14 protein-coding genes are annotated in these 17,181 nt (G+C 60.3%); 1 reads left to right on the forward strand and 13 read right to left on the reverse strand.

The features are described from left to right. The coding region (gene gspD, locus AAAB16_RS18320) for a type II secretion system secretin GspD (RefSeq protein ID WP_340664612.1) at positions 1-1,469 on the forward strand (1,469 nt) is incomplete at its 5' end. A gap of 76 nt (positions 1,470-1,545) precedes the next feature. Here gspD and AAAB16_RS18325 read toward each other — a convergent pair. The 13 genes from AAAB16_RS18325 to leuB all read right to left on the reverse strand — a co-directional run bounded on the left by AAAB16_RS18325 (position 1,546) and on the right by leuB (position 17,177). Beyond that, positions 1,546-2,322, reverse strand: a complete 777-nt coding sequence (locus AAAB16_RS18325) for an SDR family oxidoreductase (protein WP_340664613.1) — start codon at positions 2,320-2,322, stop codon at positions 1,546-1,548. A gap of 13 nt (positions 2,323-2,335) precedes the next feature. After that, complete coding sequence (locus AAAB16_RS18330) at positions 2,336-3,547, reverse strand: O-succinylhomoserine sulfhydrylase (protein WP_340664614.1); 1,212 nt, start codon at positions 3,545-3,547, stop codon at positions 2,336-2,338. Between the two features lie 51 nt (positions 3,548-3,598). Continuing rightward, positions 3,599-5,104: an amidophosphoribosyltransferase gene (gene purF / locus AAAB16_RS18335; protein WP_340664615.1), complete on the reverse strand. Its 1,506-nt coding sequence runs from the start codon at positions 5,102-5,104 to the stop codon at positions 3,599-3,601. Between the two features lie 93 nt (positions 5,105-5,197). Further along, entirely contained in the window at positions 5,198-5,749 is a 552-nt protein-coding gene (locus tag AAAB16_RS18340) for a CvpA family protein (RefSeq protein WP_340664616.1), read from the reverse strand. A 208-nt stretch (positions 5,750-5,957) separates the two neighbouring features. Continuing rightward, positions 5,958-6,608, reverse strand: a complete 651-nt coding sequence (locus tag AAAB16_RS18345; RefSeq protein ID WP_340664617.1) for an SPOR domain-containing protein — start codon at positions 6,606-6,608, stop codon at positions 5,958-5,960. Further along, complete coding sequence (gene folC / locus AAAB16_RS18350; protein WP_340664618.1) at positions 6,592-7,911, reverse strand: bifunctional tetrahydrofolate synthase/dihydrofolate synthase; 1,320 nt, start codon at positions 7,909-7,911, stop codon at positions 6,592-6,594. The genes AAAB16_RS18345 and folC overlap by 17 nt, the downstream gene beginning before the upstream one ends. After that, complete coding sequence (gene accD / locus AAAB16_RS18355) at positions 7,908-8,798, reverse strand: acetyl-CoA carboxylase, carboxyltransferase subunit beta (protein ID WP_340664619.1); 891 nt, start codon at positions 8,796-8,798, stop codon at positions 7,908-7,910. The genes folC and accD overlap by 4 nt, the downstream gene beginning before the upstream one ends. 238 nt (positions 8,799-9,036) lie before the next feature. Then, positions 9,037-9,657, reverse strand: a complete 621-nt coding sequence (locus AAAB16_RS18360) for a phosphoribosylanthranilate isomerase (RefSeq protein WP_340664620.1) — start codon at positions 9,655-9,657, stop codon at positions 9,037-9,039. 70 nt (positions 9,658-9,727) lie between these two features. After that, entirely contained in the window at positions 9,728-10,582 is an 855-nt protein-coding gene (truA, locus tag AAAB16_RS18365; RefSeq protein ID WP_340664621.1) for a tRNA pseudouridine(38-40) synthase TruA, read from the reverse strand. A 3-nt stretch (positions 10,583-10,585) separates the two neighbouring features. Continuing rightward, the gene (locus AAAB16_RS18370) at positions 10,586-13,561 is read right to left on the reverse strand and encodes a FimV/HubP family polar landmark protein (RefSeq protein WP_340664622.1); all 2,976 of its coding nucleotides are present in this window, start codon (positions 13,559-13,561) and stop codon (positions 10,586-10,588) included. Positions 13,562-13,728: 167 nt separating this feature from the next. Beyond that, entirely contained in the window at positions 13,729-14,739 is a 1,011-nt protein-coding gene (locus AAAB16_RS18375) for an aspartate-semialdehyde dehydrogenase (RefSeq protein ID WP_340664623.1), read from the reverse strand. A gap of 136 nt (positions 14,740-14,875) precedes the next feature. Further along, positions 14,876-15,988: an aspartate-semialdehyde dehydrogenase gene (asd, locus tag AAAB16_RS18380; protein ID WP_340664624.1), complete on the reverse strand. Its 1,113-nt coding sequence runs from the start codon at positions 15,986-15,988 to the stop codon at positions 14,876-14,878. 106 nt (positions 15,989-16,094) lie between these two features. Further along, positions 16,095-17,177, reverse strand: a complete 1,083-nt coding sequence (leuB, locus tag AAAB16_RS18385) for a 3-isopropylmalate dehydrogenase (protein ID WP_340664625.1) — start codon at positions 17,175-17,177, stop codon at positions 16,095-16,097. Positions 17,178-17,181: the final 4 nt, after the last annotated feature.

Consider the following 17,181-nt stretch of genomic DNA (forward strand, 5'->3'; position numbering starts at 1 on the left):
TGGCCGCAGTGACCTCGGCCAACGCGCTGATAATCAGCGACCGCAGCGCCAACGTCACCCGTATCGAAGACCTGGTTCACCAGTTGGATCAGAAAAGTGAAAACGATTACAGCGTGCTCAACCTGCAATATGCCTGGGTCACCGATGCCGCCGAAGCGCTGAACGCCAGCATTTCTCGCGGCCAGGCCAAGGGCACCTCGGGCACTCAAGTAATTGCCGACACCCGTACCAACCGCCTGATTTTGCTGGGTCCGCCTGCTGCGCGAGCACGCATGATCGGTTTGGCAAAATCGCTGGATACGCCCAGCAGCCGTTCGGCCAATACGCGGGTGATTCGCCTGCGCCACAACGACGCCAAGACTCTGGCCACCGTGCTCGGCGAAATCTCCGAAGGAATCAAAAATCCAGCGGGCGGTGGAGCGGAGGCAGGAGGCGGCAAGCCGCAGAATATTCTGATCCGTGCCGACGAAAGCCTGAACGCGCTAGTGCTGTTAGCGGAGCCCGATACCGTGGCAATGCTGGAAGATATCGTGCATCAACTGGACGTGCCCCGCGCTCAAGTAATGGTCGAGGCGGCAATCGTGGAAATTTCCGGTGATATCAGTGATGCGCTTGGCGTGCAGTGGGCGGTAGATGCCCGTGGCAGCACCGGCGGTCTGGGTGGGGTGAACTTCACCAACACCGGGCTTTCCGTAGGTTCGGTGTTGCAGGCGATAAGGGATGACGAGGTACCCGGCAACTTGCCTGACGGCGCCATTATCGGCCTGGGCAGCAAAAATTTCGGCGCGCTGATTACCGCCCTGTCGGCCAATAGTAAAAGCAATCTGCTTTCCACTCCCAGCCTGCTGACATTGGATAACCAGAAGGCAGAAATTCTGGTGGGCCAGAACGTGCCATTCCAGACCGGCTCCTACAGCACCAGCGGCACCACCAACGGCACCACCAACCCGTTCACCACCATCGAGCGAAAAGATATCGGCGTCACCCTCAAGGTCACGCCGCACATAAACGACGGCGCTTCATTGCGCCTGGAGATAGAGCAGGAAATTTCCTCGATTGCCCCCAGCGCGACGATCTCCGCGCAAGCAGTGGACTTGATCACCAACAAACGCTCGATCAAAAGCACCATTCTCGCCGAGGACGGCCAAGTAATCGTGCTCGGCGGTTTGATTCAGGACGACGTCACCATGAGCGACTCAAGGGTGCCGCTGCTCGGTGATATACCCTGGCTGGGCCGGCTGTTTCGCTCTAGCAAGGAAACCCACACCAAACGCAACCTGATGGTATTCCTGCGCCCAACCGTGGTCCGCGATGCGGCTGGCTTGGCGGCCTTGTCTGGCAAGAAATACAGCGATATCCGCGTACTCGACGGTACCGGTGACAACGCTCGGCCAAGCATTCTGCCGGCCAAGCCTGGGCAGTTGTTTGATGGGCAAGGGGATTCGGCGATTGACTTGCGGCCGCGTTAAGGCCGCTCGTTACGGTTAGCCGTAAAATCGGGATCTGTCGCAGGGCGTGCTGTGCGCACAGCGCACCCTTCGGCGTTTAGCGGTAAATCATCTTTCTGCTCATGCCGCCGTCAACGACAAATTCCTGGCCGGTGATAAAGCCGGCGCTGGCTGACAGCAGCCAGGCCACTTGCGCGGCTACATCTTCTACCGTGCCTACCCTACCCGCCGGATGCTGATCATGATCGGCATCGCTCAAGGGCTGCGCACGGCGTTCACAAGGATCGCGGGCATCAATCCAGCCTGGGCTGACCGCGTTCACGCGGATATCCGGGCCCAGGCTAACGGCCAAGGCGTGGGTCAAGGACAGCAGGCCACCCTTGCTCGCTGAGTAGGCTTCGGTATTGGCTTCGGCCTGATGGGCGCGGGTCGAGGTGATATTGATGATGGCGCCGTAGTGTGCACGCAAGTAAGGCGCGCAATGTTTGGCCAGTAACAGCGGCCCGCTGAGGTTGACCGCCAACACGCGATTCCAGTGGGCGAGTTCGAGGCTATCGAGCGGCGAGTTATGTGGGTCGGCAATCCCGGCGTTGTTGATCAGTGCATCCAGGCGACCAAACTGCCCGAGCACTTGGGCCACCCCCTCCACCACCTGGCTTTCCTGGCTGACGTCCATGGCCACAAACCAGGCATTTTCACCCAGCACTCTGGCCACCTTGGCAGCGCGCTCCCGCTCGGTATCGGCCAGCACCACCTGCCAACCCTCAGCGATCAGCCAGGCAGCGATGCCCAAGCCAATACCGCGAGCGGCGCCGGTGACCAGGGCCACCTTACCGTTGTTGGGCAAGGAGGCGCCGACTTCCAACTCAATCATCGCGCCCGCTCAATCACAGCGCCGCAAGACCACGGGCCAGATCGGCCTGGATGTCTTCCACTTCTTCCAAGCCCACGGCCACACGAATCAAGCTATCGCGCAGGCCAGCCGCCGCTCGCTCTTCCGGGCTCAAACGGCCGTGGGAAGTGGTACTCGGGTGAGTGATGGTGGATTTGCTATCACCGAGGTTGGCGGTGATCGACAGCAAACGGGTGGCATCGATAAAGCGCCAGGCACCCTCTTTGCCGCCCTTCACTTCAAAGCTCACCACCGCGCCAAACGCGCGCTGCTGACGCTTGGCCAGTTCGTGCTGCGGGTGGCTCGGCAGGCCGGCGTAGTGCACTTTCTCGATGCCGGGCTGCTTTTCCAGCCACTCAGCGAGAATCTGCGCGCTAGCGCAATGGGCCTGCATACGGATACGCAGGGTTTCCAGGCCTTTAAGGAAAATCCAGGCGTTGAACGGGCTAAGGGTCGGCCCGCAGGTGCGCAGAAAACCCACAACTTCCTTCATCAGCGCTTCACGCCCAGCCACCACGCCGCCCAAGCAACGGCCTTGGCCGTCGATAAACTTGGTGGCCGAATGCACCACCACGTCGGCGCCCAAGCTCAGCGGTTTTTGCAAGGCCGGGGTGCAGAAGCAGTTGTCGACGATCAGCAGCGCGCCACGGCTATGGGCCACCTCAGCGAGAGCGGCGATATCCACCAACTCGGCCAGCGGGTTGGACGGCGACTCCACAAAGAACAGCTTGGTGTTCGGCTTGCACGCCGCGCCCCAGCCTTCGACGTTGGACAGCTCGACATAGTCGACCTGCACGCCAAAACGCTTGAGGTACTTCTCGAACAGGCTGATGGTCGAGCCAAACACACTGCGCGACACCAACACATGGTCGCCAGCGCTGCACAGCGACATGATCGCGCCCATGATCGCCGACATACCGGAAGCCATGGCCACCGCTTGATCGGCGCCTTCCAGGGCGGCAATGCGCTCCTCAAAGGTGCGCACGGTAGGGTTGGTGTAACGCGAATAGACGTTGCCCGGCTTGTCGCCAGCAAAGGTCGCAGCGGCCTCGGCGGCGCTACGGAACACATAGCTGGAGGTGAAGAACATCGCCTCGCCGTGCTCCTGCTCAGCCGAGCGGTGCTGGCCGGCGCGCACCGCCAGGGTGTCAAAACCTACGCCTTCAAGGTCGCTGTCCAGCCGGCCGGCATCCCATTCCTGTGTCATGCCCTACTCCATCGCAAAAGGTGTGCAGCCCGCCAGAGCGGGCTGGGCTTATCAGTTGTTGTACAGATCAATAATGGCGCTGACCACATTGGTCTTGATCTTTGACGAGTCGTTACGCGCCTGCTCGATACGGTTCAGGTAAGCCTCACTGACATCGCCAGTGACGTACTTGCCGTCGAATACCGCGCAGTCAAAGTGATCGATTTTCACCTTGCCGCCGCCGACCGCTTCGATCAAGTCACTGAGGTCTTGGTAAATCAGCCAATCAGCGCCGATCAGCTCAGCCACTTGTTCAGTCGTGCGGTTGTGCGCAATCAGCTCATGGGCGCTGGGCATATCGATGCCGTACACGTTCGGGTAACGCACGGCAGGTGCTGCCGAGCAGAAGTAAACGTTCTTGGCGCCAGCTTCGCGGGCCATTTGAATAATCTGCTTGCAAGTGGTGCCGCGCACGATGGAGTCATCCACCAGCATGACGTTCTTGCCGCGGAACTCCAGCTCAATAGCGTTGAGCTTCTGGCGTACCGATTTCTTGCGCGCCGCTTGGCCGGGCATGATGAAGGTGCGGCCGATATAGCGGTTTTTCACGAAGCCTTCGCGGAATTTCACGCCCAGGTGGTTGGCCAATTCCAGTGCCGAGGTGCGGCTGGTGTCCGGAATTGGGATAACCACGTCGATATCGTGGTCTGGGCGCTCGCGGAGAATTTTCTCGGCCAGCTTCTCGCCCATACGCAGGCGCGCTTTGTATACCGAGATACCGTCCATGATCGAATCCGGACGGGCCAGGTACACGTGTTCGAAAATGCACGGGGCGTATTTCGGGTTGGTGGCGCACTGACGGGTAGAGAGCTTGCCGTCTTCGGTGATGTACACCGCTTCGCCCGGAGCCAGGTCGCGGATCAGGGTGAAGCCGAGCACGTCCAGCGAGACGCTTTCGGAGGCGATCATATATTCCACGCCTTCGTCGGTATGGCGCTGGCCAAACACGATCGGGCGAATGCCGTTCGGGTCGCGGAAACCAACAATGCCGTAGCCAGTCACCATGGCGACTACTGCGTAACCACCGGAGCAGCGTTTGTGCACGTCGGTGACCGCAGCGAACACGTCGTCTTCGGTGGGTTGCAGCTTGCCGCGTACCGCCAGTTCATGGGCGAACACGTTGAGCAGCACTTCCGAATCGGAGTTGGTGTTGACGTGGCGCAGGTCCGACTCGTAGATCTCCTTGGCCAGCTGCTCGACGTTGGTCAAGTTGCCGTTGTGCGCCAGGGTGATGCCGTACGGCGAGTTCACGTAGAACGGCTGCGCCTCTGCCGAGGTGGAGCTGCCTGCGGTTGGGTAGCGCACATGGCCGATGCCCATATGCCCGACCAGACGCTGCATATGGCGCTGATGGAAGACGTCGCGAACCAGGCCGTTGTCCTTGCGCAGGTACAGCTTGCCATCATGGCTGGTCACGATACCGGCAGCGTCCTGGCCGCGATGTTGGAGGACGGTAAGCGCGTCATACAGCGCCTGATTGACGTTCGACTTACCGACGATACCGACGATGCCACACATGCGACGCAACCCCTATCTAGGTTTAAAAGCAACGAAGCCGTAGCGCCCGCTTACACCGCGTCCGCTACCCTTCAAAAACTGTCTATCTACTGCTTAAAGCGGTTTTGGCTGCAGCACGTTTTTAAACGACAACTCCGCAGGCCCACTCACACCACTGGCCAGCCATTGACTGGCCAGGGTAAGAATCATGTTTTTCGACCAATCGGCGACGATCAGAAAATGCGGGACTAACGCCGACTGTTGCCACCAGGAATCCTGGGTCACCGGCGCCAGGCTCAGCAGGCCGACCAGCAACACCACCAGCAAACCACCACGCGCGGCACCAAATACCATGCCTAGCACACGGTCAGTGCCCGATAGTCCGGTAACGCGAACCAGCTCGCCAATAAGAAAATTAAATAGCGCACCCACTAACAAGGTGGCGACGAAAAGAATGGCACACCCGGCAATAACGCGGGCGGAAGGGGTGTCGATGTAATCAACCAGGTGCTGGGAGAGTGCGCCGCCAAACATCCAGGCAACGACCCCGGCAATGATCCAGGTCACCAGCGACAGGGCCTCTTTGACGAAGCCACGTTTCAAGCTGATTAAACTGGAGATCGCGATAACGGCGATGATCGCCCAATCGACCCAGGTAAATGGCACGTTGCAGGCCTACCGACGGAAGAGGCGCGGGATTTTAGCAGAGCGCTCGGCAAGGAGTAACCCGAGATTCATCAGACGCAGATTAATTCATTGCCGCCGGGCGAAAAGAATAGGCTGCGGCGGGGGTTGGCTCGTGTCGATTAGGCGGGCACATCAAGCGTCCGCCCTGAGTACGCACTGGTGCGCGCAGCACAGCCTACGCACCTACTCAGCTGCTTTCCGGCTGAAAGCGCACCACAAAGCCTTTGAGCTTTTGCTGTTTAGTGAGTTGATCACGCAGGCGGTCCGCCTCGGCGCGTTCGATCAACGGCCCGACAAACACCCGATTCATGCCTTCGGCACTGCGGATATAGGCGTTGTAACCCTGGCTACGCAGGGTTTTTTGCAGGCTTTCTGCGCTGGCACGATTGGACAGGCTCGCCAATTGGATCGACCAACTGATCGGCAGGCTATTAGCGTCCAGACGACTAGGCGCGGCAGCCGGAGCGGCCGGGGTGGCGCTAGCGGTAGCGGGCGGTTTTGCCGATACGGGCACCGATGGGGCCGGCGAAATTGGCGTGGACGGTGGCGTAGATGGCTGCGTGATGGCAACCGGAGCCGTCGGCAATGGCGCAGGCGTTGTCGCGGGCTGGTCAACCGGGACCGGCTCTTCCGGCAGCAACTCAGGCTCTGGGACGGAAACCGGCTCCTGCGCCACTTCAGGCATGGCCGGCGCTTGCGGCATGGCGGGCGCGTCGACGACCACGCGGCGCGACTCATCCGGACGCGACAGCAACATCGGCAAGAAAATAATCGCTAGCGCCACCAGCACCAACGCACCGACTACCCGTTGCTTCAAGCCTTTATCCAGCAAAGCCATTCCCTACGTCCCCCATGGCATGGCGGGCCAGCCATTCCAGGGCCTCGGCCACGCAGTAAAAAGAACCAAACAACAGTATTTCATCATCAGCAGTGGCGCGGTTTAGCTGCGCTTCAAGTGCCGCGGCGATGTCGTCATAGGCAACCACATCGGCGCCAAGGTTCAACAATGTCGCTTGCAGCTCTGCGGCCGGCCGCGAACGCGGTGTTGGCAGTGGCGCTACAGCCCAGGCTGCTACTTGCTTAAGCAACGGCGCGACAACCCCAGCTAGGTCCTTGTCGGCCAACAAACCGAACACCGCCAGACGCTTACCTGCCAGCGCCTGACTAGTCAAACGCTGCGCCAGATACTCGGCGGCATGGGGATTATGCCCAACATCCAGCAGCAGCGTGAGTGCCTTGCCACGCCAATTCACCACGCGCCGGTCCAGGCGCCCGGTTACCCGGGTGCGCTGCAACGCCGTGACCAACTGGTCAACCTGCCACGGCAGGTCGAGCAGCGCGTAGGCCTGCAACGCCAGCGCCGCGTTTTCCATCGGCAAACCCAGCAATGGCAGGTCGTGCAGGCTGATTTCTTCGCGGGCGACATTCACGCCGCGCCAATGCCAGCCCTGCTCAGTCACGGCCAGATCGTAATCGCGGCCGCGCAATAGGAACGGCGCTTTCAATGCATCGGCATGTTGCAGCATGGGCAACGGCGGGTTGAGGTCGCCGCAAATAGCCGGGACGCCCGCGCGAAAGATGCCGGCTTTTTCGATCGCCACCGATTCGCGGGTATCACCCAGATACTCGGCGTGGTCCAAACCAATGCTGGTGACCAACGCCAGATCGGGATCGATCAGATTGACTGTATCCAGGCGCCCGCCCAGCCCCACTTCCAGCACCGCCGCATCCAGGCCACTGCGCTGGAACAGCCAGAACGCGGCCAAGGTGCCGACTTCAAAGTAGGTCAGGGAGATTTCGCTGCGGGCCGCTTCAACGGCCGCGAAAGCTTCGCACAGTTCGGCGTCAGTGGCTTCGACGCCCGCCACCTGCACACGCTCGTTGTAGCGCAGCAAGTGCGGCGAGCTATACACGCCGACTTTCAGGCCCTGCTCAGCCAACAGCGCGGCGAGAAACGCGCAGGTGGAGCCTTTGCCGTTGGTGCCCGTTACGGTAATCACCGTGGCTGCCGGCCGGCCCAGACCGAGGCGGCTGGCCACCTCTCTGGATCTATCCAGCCCCATGTCGATGGCTACCGGGTGCAACTGCTCCAAGTAACTCAGCCATTGCGCCAGGTCGCGCTGCACGGGGCTGTTACTCATGCGCTGATAGCGGGCGGGGTAATGGCCGGCGTCGGCAGGTTTTGCATTTGCGCCAACAGGCGCGCCAAACGCGGACGCAGCTCCTGACGGGAAATGATCATGTCGATCGCGCCGTGGGCCTGGAGAAACTCGCTGCGCTGGAAACCTTCCGGCAGCTTCTCACGCACGGTTTGCTCAATCACGCGAGGGCCGGCAAAGCCGATCAACGCCTTGGGCTCAGCCACAATCACATCACCGAGCATGGCCAAGCTGGCCGAGACGCCACCATAAACCGGGTCGGTGAGCACGGAGATAAACGGTACGCCCTCTTCCCGCAGACGGGCCAGTACCGCCGAGGTCTTGGCCATTTGCATCAGCGAGATCAGCGCTTCCTGCATACGCGCACCACCGGAAGCGGCAAAGCACACCAGCGGCGCGCGCTCTTTCAAGGCTACGTTGGCGGCCTGAACAAAACGCTCTCCGACGATGGCGCCCATCGAACCGCCCATAAAGGCGAATTCAAAAGCACATGCAACAACGGGGATTTGCTCAAGGGTGCCGCGCATGGCGATCAGGGCATCTTTTTCGCCGGTCTGCTTTTGCGCGGCGCTGAGGCGGTCTTTGTATTTTTTGCCGTCGCGGAATTTCAGACGGTCAACTGGCTCCAGGTCGGCGCCAATTTCTTCACGGCCTTCGGCGTCGAGGAAGATATCCAGACGGGCGCGAGCACCGATACGCATGTGGTGGTTGCACTTGGGGCAAACATCCAGGGTCTTTTCCAGTTCGGGGCGGTAGAGCACCGCTTCGCAGGATGGGCACTTGTGCCACAAGCCCTCGGGAACAGAGCTCTTTTTCACCTCGGAACGCATGATCGATGGGATCAGCTTATCTACCAGCCAGTTACTCATGCACTCAATCTCCAAAGCTGTTGGCTTGTTCAGACCCTGTTACCGGTTGCCTGCACCAAGCAAAAATTCAGGTTTGCCGTCCGGCCGTTACGCTCATGGGCGCCGGGGCTGGACTCGCTACTGCCGCTTACCGCTGTATGGGTTAAACCCCTAAGCCTGCGCGAAGTTCATGCGCTTGCGCGGCGACAGGGGTATGGACGGCCACTACTGGCCAGCCGTCACATGCCATCGCTCGCGCCTAAGCGCCCTTCACCGCACGGATAAACGCCCGTACTTTTTCCCCACTCTTAATGCCTTTGCTCTGCTCTACCCCGCCGCTGACATCCACCGCATAAGGCTGTACTTGCTCGATAGCAGCGCGAACGTTTTCTGCGGTCAAACCACCGGCCAGAATAATGGGTTTGGGCGACTGCTCCGGCACCAGGCTCCAGTCAAACGCCTCACCGGTACCGCCTGGCACGCCGGCGACAAAGGTGTCGAGCAGAATGCCTGAAGCCTCTGGATAAAGCGCGATCATCGCGCTGACGTCGTCACCGGCCTGCACCCGCAGCGCTTTAATAAACGGCCGCCCATAGCCAGCACAGTCAGCGGCTGTTTCGTCACCATGGAACTGCAACAGATCCAGCGGCACCGCCTGCAACAAGGTCGTCAGCTCGGCGCGCGGCATATCAACAAACAAGCCCACGGTGGTCACAAAAGGCGGCAACGCCGCGATGATTGCGCGCGCCTGCTCAGCCGTTACCGCCCGTGGGCTTTTGGCATAGAACACAAAGCCAATGGCGTCGGCGCCCGCCTCGATGGCCGCAAGGGCGTCTTCGAGTCGGGTGATGCCACAGATTTTGCTACGAACGACTGCCACGGCAACGTACCTTTTGTTCAGAAGCTCTTTATTCAGAGGCAGGGATGGTAGCAAAGCCAGTTGCTGAGCGTCAGCACAGGTCCGGTAGGCCCGAGAGGAAATGCGGGCCGATATATCGCTCAGGCAGCACGAATTCTGCCGGATATTCCACCTGAACCAAGTACAGGCCAAACGGATGCGCCGTTACGCCACCGGTGCGGCGAATTCGCGACTCCAGCACCTCTTTCATCCACTCCACCGGACGCTCACCGGCGCCAATAGTCATCAGCACGCCGGCAATGTTGCGCACCATATGGTGCAGAAAGGCGTTGGCGCGCAGGTCCAGCACAATCATCTTGCCGTGCTGGGTAACCCGCAGGTGATGCATCTTTTTGATCGGCGATTTGGCTTGGCATTGGCCGGCGCGGAAGGCGCTGAAGTCGTGTTCCCCAACCAGATACTGAGCGGCCTCGCGCATGCGCTCGACATCCAGCGGGCGGTGATTCCAGGTGATCTCTTCACCCAGGTGCGCCGGACGAATCTGATCGTTATAGATGACATAGCGGTAGCGCCGGGCAGTGGCTTTAAAGCGCGCATGAAAGTGCGCCGGCATCACCTTGGCCCAGGTCACGCTGATGTCGTGGGGCAAATTGATGTTGGCGCCCATCACCCAGGCTTTCATGGAGCGTTCGGCCTGGGTATCGAAATGCACCACTTGGCCGCAGGCATGCACACCAGCATCGGTACGCCCGGCGCAGTTGAGCACTACGGCAGAATCGGCCACGCGGGATAAGGCTTTTTCCAGCTCTTCCTGAACAGTCGCCACGCCGGAGGCCTGACGTTGCCAGCCACGATAACGCGAGCCTTTGTATTCAACGCCAAGGGCGATTCTGGAAAAGCCAACGGCGGCCATTTCGGCCGCCGCTGTCGGTGTTGCTTCAGTCATGGATCAGACGATACGGGCGATCAGCTCGCGCGCTTCCTGTTGTTGGGCGTCGGAACCTTCGCTGATCACTTCATCAAGGATGTCGCGGGCGCCTTCGCTGTCACCCATGTCGATGTAGGCGCGAGCCAGATCGAGCTTGGTGGCGGTTTCGTCGGTACCGGACAGGAAGTCGAAGTCGTCGTCGGCATCCAGGCCGGCAGCGGCCGGGCTGCTGGCAGGGGCGATCAGCGAGTCGAAGTCGTCTTCTTCCGGCAGGTCCAGTTTTTCACTCATCTGATCCAGCTCGGCAGTCACTTCATCCAGCTTGGCGGCGAATGTCTCGTTGGAGACCGGCGCGCTTGGGGCGTCGTCCGGTACGGACAGGTCGAAGTCGGCCGGCAGTTCGTGCTCGGCGTCCAGACCGGCGTCCAGCTCTGGCGTAGCGTCTGGTTCCAGGCTGAGGTCCGCGAAGTCGTTGTTACTGGAGAAATCATTGGTGCTGGAGAAATCGCTGCTGCTGGAGCTGCTGAGGTCGTCATCCAGGCTCAGCAGGAAGTCATCTTCCTCGGCGGGCGCAGCAGCTTTGGGCTCGTCCAGATCCAGGCTGAAATCAGCCAGGTCGTCGCTCAGTGCCGCGTTGCTGCTGGTGCTTGGGGTGTCGTCCAGGCTCAGATCGAAATCCAGGTCGCTCAGGCCGCTGGCGGCTGGTGAGCTAGTGGAGGTCAGGTCCAACTCATCATCGCCCAGGCTCAGGTCGCCGAAGTCGTTCAGCGAATCGTTGCTGCCCGAGGTCAGGTCGCGGTCTAGCTCGGCTTCGAGGTCGTCGAGGCTCAAGTCCATATCATCAGCTGGAGCGGCGGCCGGCTCTGGATCGTCCAGAGTCAGGTCGTCGAGGCTGAAGTTATCCGCATCGTTATCCAGCGCCGAGGCAGCGTTGGCACCAGCGAAGGCACCCAACGCGGCGACGGCCATGCCTGGGTAGCGCGATTTCAGCTGTTCGATTTCGCTGTAAGCACCACCGATTTCGTTCAACTCGCGTTCCTGACGGGCAAAACCTTCCTGGTCGCCCAGTTCGGCCTGCACTTCCATCAATTTCAGGCGCAGGTCGGCACGATGCGGCTCGTTGTTGATCGCGTCTTGCAGCAGTTCCGCAGCCTGGGTGAAACGGCCGTAAGCGATGTAGATATCAGCTTCGCCGAGCACGTCGCCGGTTTGCGCGGTCACACGCTCTTCCTTGGTCGGTGCCAAGGGTGCGTCGAGGTCGCTGTCCAGGTTATCGAAGGAGGTATCCGGCACGTCCAGATCATTGTTGAACGGGCTTGGCTCATCGTCGGCAGCCAGGTCAATGTGCAGTTGCGCTTCTTTTTGCGCGTTGCGGCGCGATAGCACCATCAGGCCGATCAACAACAGCAACAGGGCGCCGCCACCGGCAATACCCAACAGCATAGGGTTGGCGAACAGGTCGTCAACAAAGCTGGTTTCTTCGGCCGGTTGAGGCTCAACCACCGGCGCCGGCGCGGGCTTCTGCGCTTCTGGCTGCGGCGCTGGAGCAGGCGCTGGAGTGGGTGCAGGCGCTGGAGCCGGCTCAGCTTCGGCTGGTTTAGCGGCTTCGGCGGCGCTATCAGCCGGCTTGGCGGCTTGTTCGTCGCTGTAGTTGTAGTCTGGCGCGGCTGGCTTGTCGCCAGTGGCGGCTACTGGCGGGGTCGCTTCTGCCGCTGCCGCTGGTTTAGCGGGCTCGATGGCTGGCGTGGTGCTAGCGGCAGCAGCCGGCGCAGCAGCTGCGGCGGCCGCGTTGGCAGCAGGTTGATTACCTTTAGCGGCGATATCGGCCTGCAGCTTGGCCATCTGGCTGTCTTTGAGCTGAATCAGACGATTGAGCTTGTCCAACTGGCTTTGCAGATCGGTCATGCGGCCTTTGAGCTCGTCGTTTTCACGGCGAGTGGAGTCCAGGCTTTCTTTGGTGACCGCGAGCTTGTCGTTAAGCGCTTTGGTGTCACCGCTCGCGCCCTTGTCACTGCCCTTAGCCGCTTTACCAGCGTCACCGGAGAGCAGCTTCAAGCTGTCTTTTTCGTCGGTCTTGGCCGGAGCATCACCGGCAGTGGCGCGTTTGGTGGCATCCAGTTGACGCGCACCGCTGGCGGCCAGGCCACGGCCTTCACGCCAGGCGCTGGTCTGTTGAGCAACCTGGGCAATGGCATCGCTCTGCGAGCGCGCTTTGATTTGCTGGTCATCGGGCAGACGCAATACTTGGCCGCTTTTCAGGCGGTTGATATTGCCGTCGAGGAAGGCATCCGGGTTGAGATCTTGAATGGCCAACATGGCCTGCTGCACCGAACCGCTGGAGCGGGTGCGTTGCGCCACTTCCCACAGTGTGTCGCTGGAGGTGGTTTTGTAGGTGTCGCCTGCAACCTTGCCGGCCGGAGCTGGGCTCGGCGCTGGCGCAGGAGCGGCAGGACGTGCAGCTGGCGCTGGCTCAGCGGCAACCGGGGCGGCTGGGCGAGCAGCTGGCGCTGCCGGCACGGTCGGTTTAATCGCAGGTTTAGCGGCGGGCGCGGCAACGGGCGCTTTCGGCGCGGCGGCGGCAGCGGCTTGTGGGGAATAGAGCGGCGGATCAAGCAGTACGGTGTATTCACGCAGTACACGGCCGCTCGGCCACAGCACTTCCACCAGGAAGTTCAGGTAAGGCTCACGGATTGGCTTGCTGGAGGTAACGCGGATAACACTCTTGCCATTGGGCTTGAGTACCGGCGTGAACTTGAGATCGGTCAGAAAGAACTGTCGATCAATGCCGGCTTTATTGAATTCTTCAGGGGATGCGAGGTTGGGAACCACCTCGGTAGAAGACAGATCTCGAACTTCGACCAATTCGATTTCTGCGTCCAATGGCTGATTCAGCGCCGACTTCAGGGTCACTTCCCCGAGCCCCAACGCGTGCGCCATACCGGACGTCAGCGCCGAAGCAGCCGCGATTGCCAGCACCAGTTTGCGAACCCGAGCCATAGCGATATCCCTTGTTTTATCTTTTCTTCTCGAACTGCGAGAGGGTCTTATACAGTTGCTGCCTGTTCCGCCGAATGGCGGTTCCCCAACCAACAACAGCTCAGCCCCCGGATATACCAAGATAGGCCAAGCTAGAATGATTCTTCAAATTTCTAGGTAAGTATCTTTTACAGATAGTGTTTTATCAATAACTCAGCGATTTGCACAGCGTTCAGAGCAGCGCCTTTGCGCACATTATCAGACGCAATCCACAAATTGAGTTCGTACAAATCGTCGAGGCCGACACGAACCCGACCGACATAGATCACATCTTGGCCGACAGCGTCACCGACCACGGTCGGATAATCGCCCTCTTCTACCAGCTCAATACCCTCAGCGGCTTCCAATGCAGCATTCACTTCTGCCAGGTCAACGGCGTTAGCGCACTGCAATGAGACGCTGAGGCTATCACCGAAAAATACTGGGGCGAGCACGCAGGTGGCGGACACTTTCAGGGTCGGCTCGGCCAGCACTAACTTGAGCTCTTCAACCAAGCGCTTTTCTACCCGGCTATAGCCTGTGGCATCAGGCTTTCCGGCCTGAGCCAGCACATTAAAAGCAATCTGCCGATCAAAAAAACGCGGTTCTAGCGGCCTTACGTTCAACAATTCCGCCGTTTGCCGAGCCAGTTCTGACACCCCTTCCCGGCCAACGCTGGATACCGCCAAACAGGCCGTAGCGTTGACTCGCTGAATGCCCAGTTGCTCGCGTAATGGCGCCAGAGCCACAGCCAAGGCAATCGCGCAGGGGCTAGGGCTATTGATCTGAAAGGGAGCCTTGAGGGTTTCCAGCACCGCCGCATTGGCTTCCGGCACCACCATTGGCGCCAGCTCCACCGCCAAGGCGCCAGACAAGTCGATCAGCGAGCAACCGGCCGCCTGGGCGCGCGGTGCAAAGCTATGGGTGACCTGCTCGGCCGCTGCAAAGAACACCATCTGCACCTGACTGAAGTCGAACTGCTCGACTTCCCGCACCCGCACGTTCTTGCCGCGAAACGGCACCGAAGCGCCGGCCGACTCAATACTGGCCAACAAATGCAGCGTGCCAATGGGAAAACCGCGCTCTTCCAGCACCTGCACAAGGGTTTCGCCGACGGTGCCGGTGGCGCCAATAATGGCGATATCGAAGGTCTGGCTCATGCTGTTACCTCTGCTGAAAAAGCCTGGGGTGGAACGCGGGGAGCGGCACTGTACCCGCACGGGCATAAAAAAACAGCCTTGGCGCGGCGCCGGCGTTAACCGGCGAGCCCCAAGGCTGCTTTTTCACAACGGTTGTTTAACGCTCGAGCAGAATCCGCAGCATACGGCGCAGCGGTTCAGCAGCACCCCACAGCAACTGGTCGCCAACGGTAAAGGCGCCCAGGTATTGCGAACCCATGTTCAGCTTGCGCAGACGGCCAACCGGAACGGTCAGGGTGCCCGTCACGGCAGTCGGGGTCAGTTCCTTCATGCTCAGCTCGCGCTGGTTTGGCACCAGTTTTACCCACGGGTTGTGCTGGCTGATCAGGCCTTCGATATCGCTTAACGGCACGTCTTTGTTCAGCTTCAGGGTCAGCGCCTGGCTGTGGCAGCGCATGGCACCGATACGCACACAGATGCCATCAACCGGAATCGGGCTCTTGAAGCGGCCGAGAATTTTGTTGGTCTCGGCCTGGCCTTTCCACTCTTCGCGGCTCTGGCCGTTGGGCAGTTCTTTATCGATCCACGGAATCAGGCTGCCGGCCAAGGGCACGCCGAAGTTCTCGGTGGGGAACGCTTCGCCGCGCATGGCTTCGGCCACTTTGCGGTCGATATCGAGAATGGCGCTGGCCGGGTTGGCCAGTTCATCGGCAACGGCGGCGTGGGTCGCGCCCATTTGTTTGATCAGCTCGCGCATGTTCTGCGCACCAGCGCCGGAGGCAGCCTGGTAGGTCATGGCATTCATCCACTCCACCAGACCGGCTTCGAACAGACCGCCCAATGCCATCAGCATCAGGCTGACGGTGCAGTTGCCGCCGATGTAGTTTTTGGTGCCCGCGTCCAGCGCCTGGTCGATAACCTTGCGGTTGACCGGGTCGAGGACGATAACCGAGTCGTCATCCATACGCAGCGACGAGGCCGCGTCAATCCAGTAGCCCTTCCAGCCCGCCTCGCGCAGCTTGGGGAATACTTCGCTGGTGTAGTCGCCGCCTTGGCATGTGAGGATCACATCAAGGCTTTTCAGCTCGTCAATGCTGTAAGCGTCTTTCAGCGGGGCAATGTCCTTGCCCACGGCAGGGCCTTGGCCACCGACGTTGGATGTGGTGAAGAACACCGGTTCGATCAAATCGAAATCCTGCTCTTCGAGCATCCGCTGCATGAGTACGGAACCGACCATCCCGCGCCAACCGATCAGACCTACACGCTTCATCGCAACTACACCTTAAGAAAACATGAATACGAAGCCCCGCTTTCGAGGGGGCCGCAGAGAGTAACCGACTTGATGGCGCCCTTGCGACCCCGAAAGCGGTTCTTGCTTAGAGCGCCTTAAGCGCTGCTACAACAGCGTCACCCATTTCACGGGTGCCGACCTTGGTATGCCCGGCCGACCAGATGTCGCCCGTGCGCAAACCTTGATCCAACACCACGCTGACTGCCTGCTCAATGGCCGCTGCCGCTTCGCTCTGGTTAAAGCTGTAACGCAGCAGCATGGACACCGACAAAATGGTCGCTAATGGGTTGGCAATGCCCTGCCCGGCGATATCCGGCGCCGAACCGTGGCACGGCTCGTACATGCCTTTGTTGTTGGCATCCAGCGAGGCGGACGGCAGCATGCCGATGGAACCGGTAAGCATGGAAGCCTCATCCGACAGAATGTCACCGAACATATTGTCGGTAACCATCACATCGAACTGCTTGGGCGCACGGACCAACTGCATGGCGGCGTTGTCGACGTACATATGGCTGAGTTCGACGTCCGGGTAATCCTTGGCCACTTCTTCAACCACTTCACGCCAGAGTTGGCTGGAGGCCAGCACGTTGGCTTTGTCGACCGAGCAGAGCTTTTTATTGCGTACACGGGCCATGTCGAAGCCAACGCGGGCGATACGACGGATTTCGCTTTCGCTGTACGGCAGGGTGTCAAAGGCGAAACGCTCGCCGTTTTCCAGCTCTTTGCTACCGCGCGGGGCGCCGAAATAGATGCCGCCGGTCAGTTCACGGACGATGAGAATATCCAGGCCCGCCACCACTTCCGGCTTCAACGACGACGCGTCAGCCAGTTGCGGGTAAAGAATGGCCGGACGCAGGTTGGCGAACAGGCCCAGGGCCGAACGGATTTTCAGCAGGCCGCGCTCGGGGCGAATATCGCGCTCGATCTTGTCCCACTTTGGGCCACCGACGGCGCCCAGCAGAATGGCATCGGCCGCTTGCGCGCGGGCCAGGGTTTCGTCAGCCAGGGGCACGCCATGCTTATCGATGGCAGCGCCACCGATCACGTCTTCGCTTAGCTCAAAGCCCAGGCTGAACTTGTCGTTGGCCAGCTCCAGCACCTTGACCGCTTCGGCCATGATTTCCGGACCAATACCGTCGCCTGGAAGAATCAGAATCTGCTTGCTCATACAT

The organism is Pseudomonas sp. (assembly GCF_037994325.1).
Lineage (GTDB): Bacteria > Pseudomonadota > Gammaproteobacteria > Pseudomonadales > Pseudomonadaceae > Aquipseudomonas.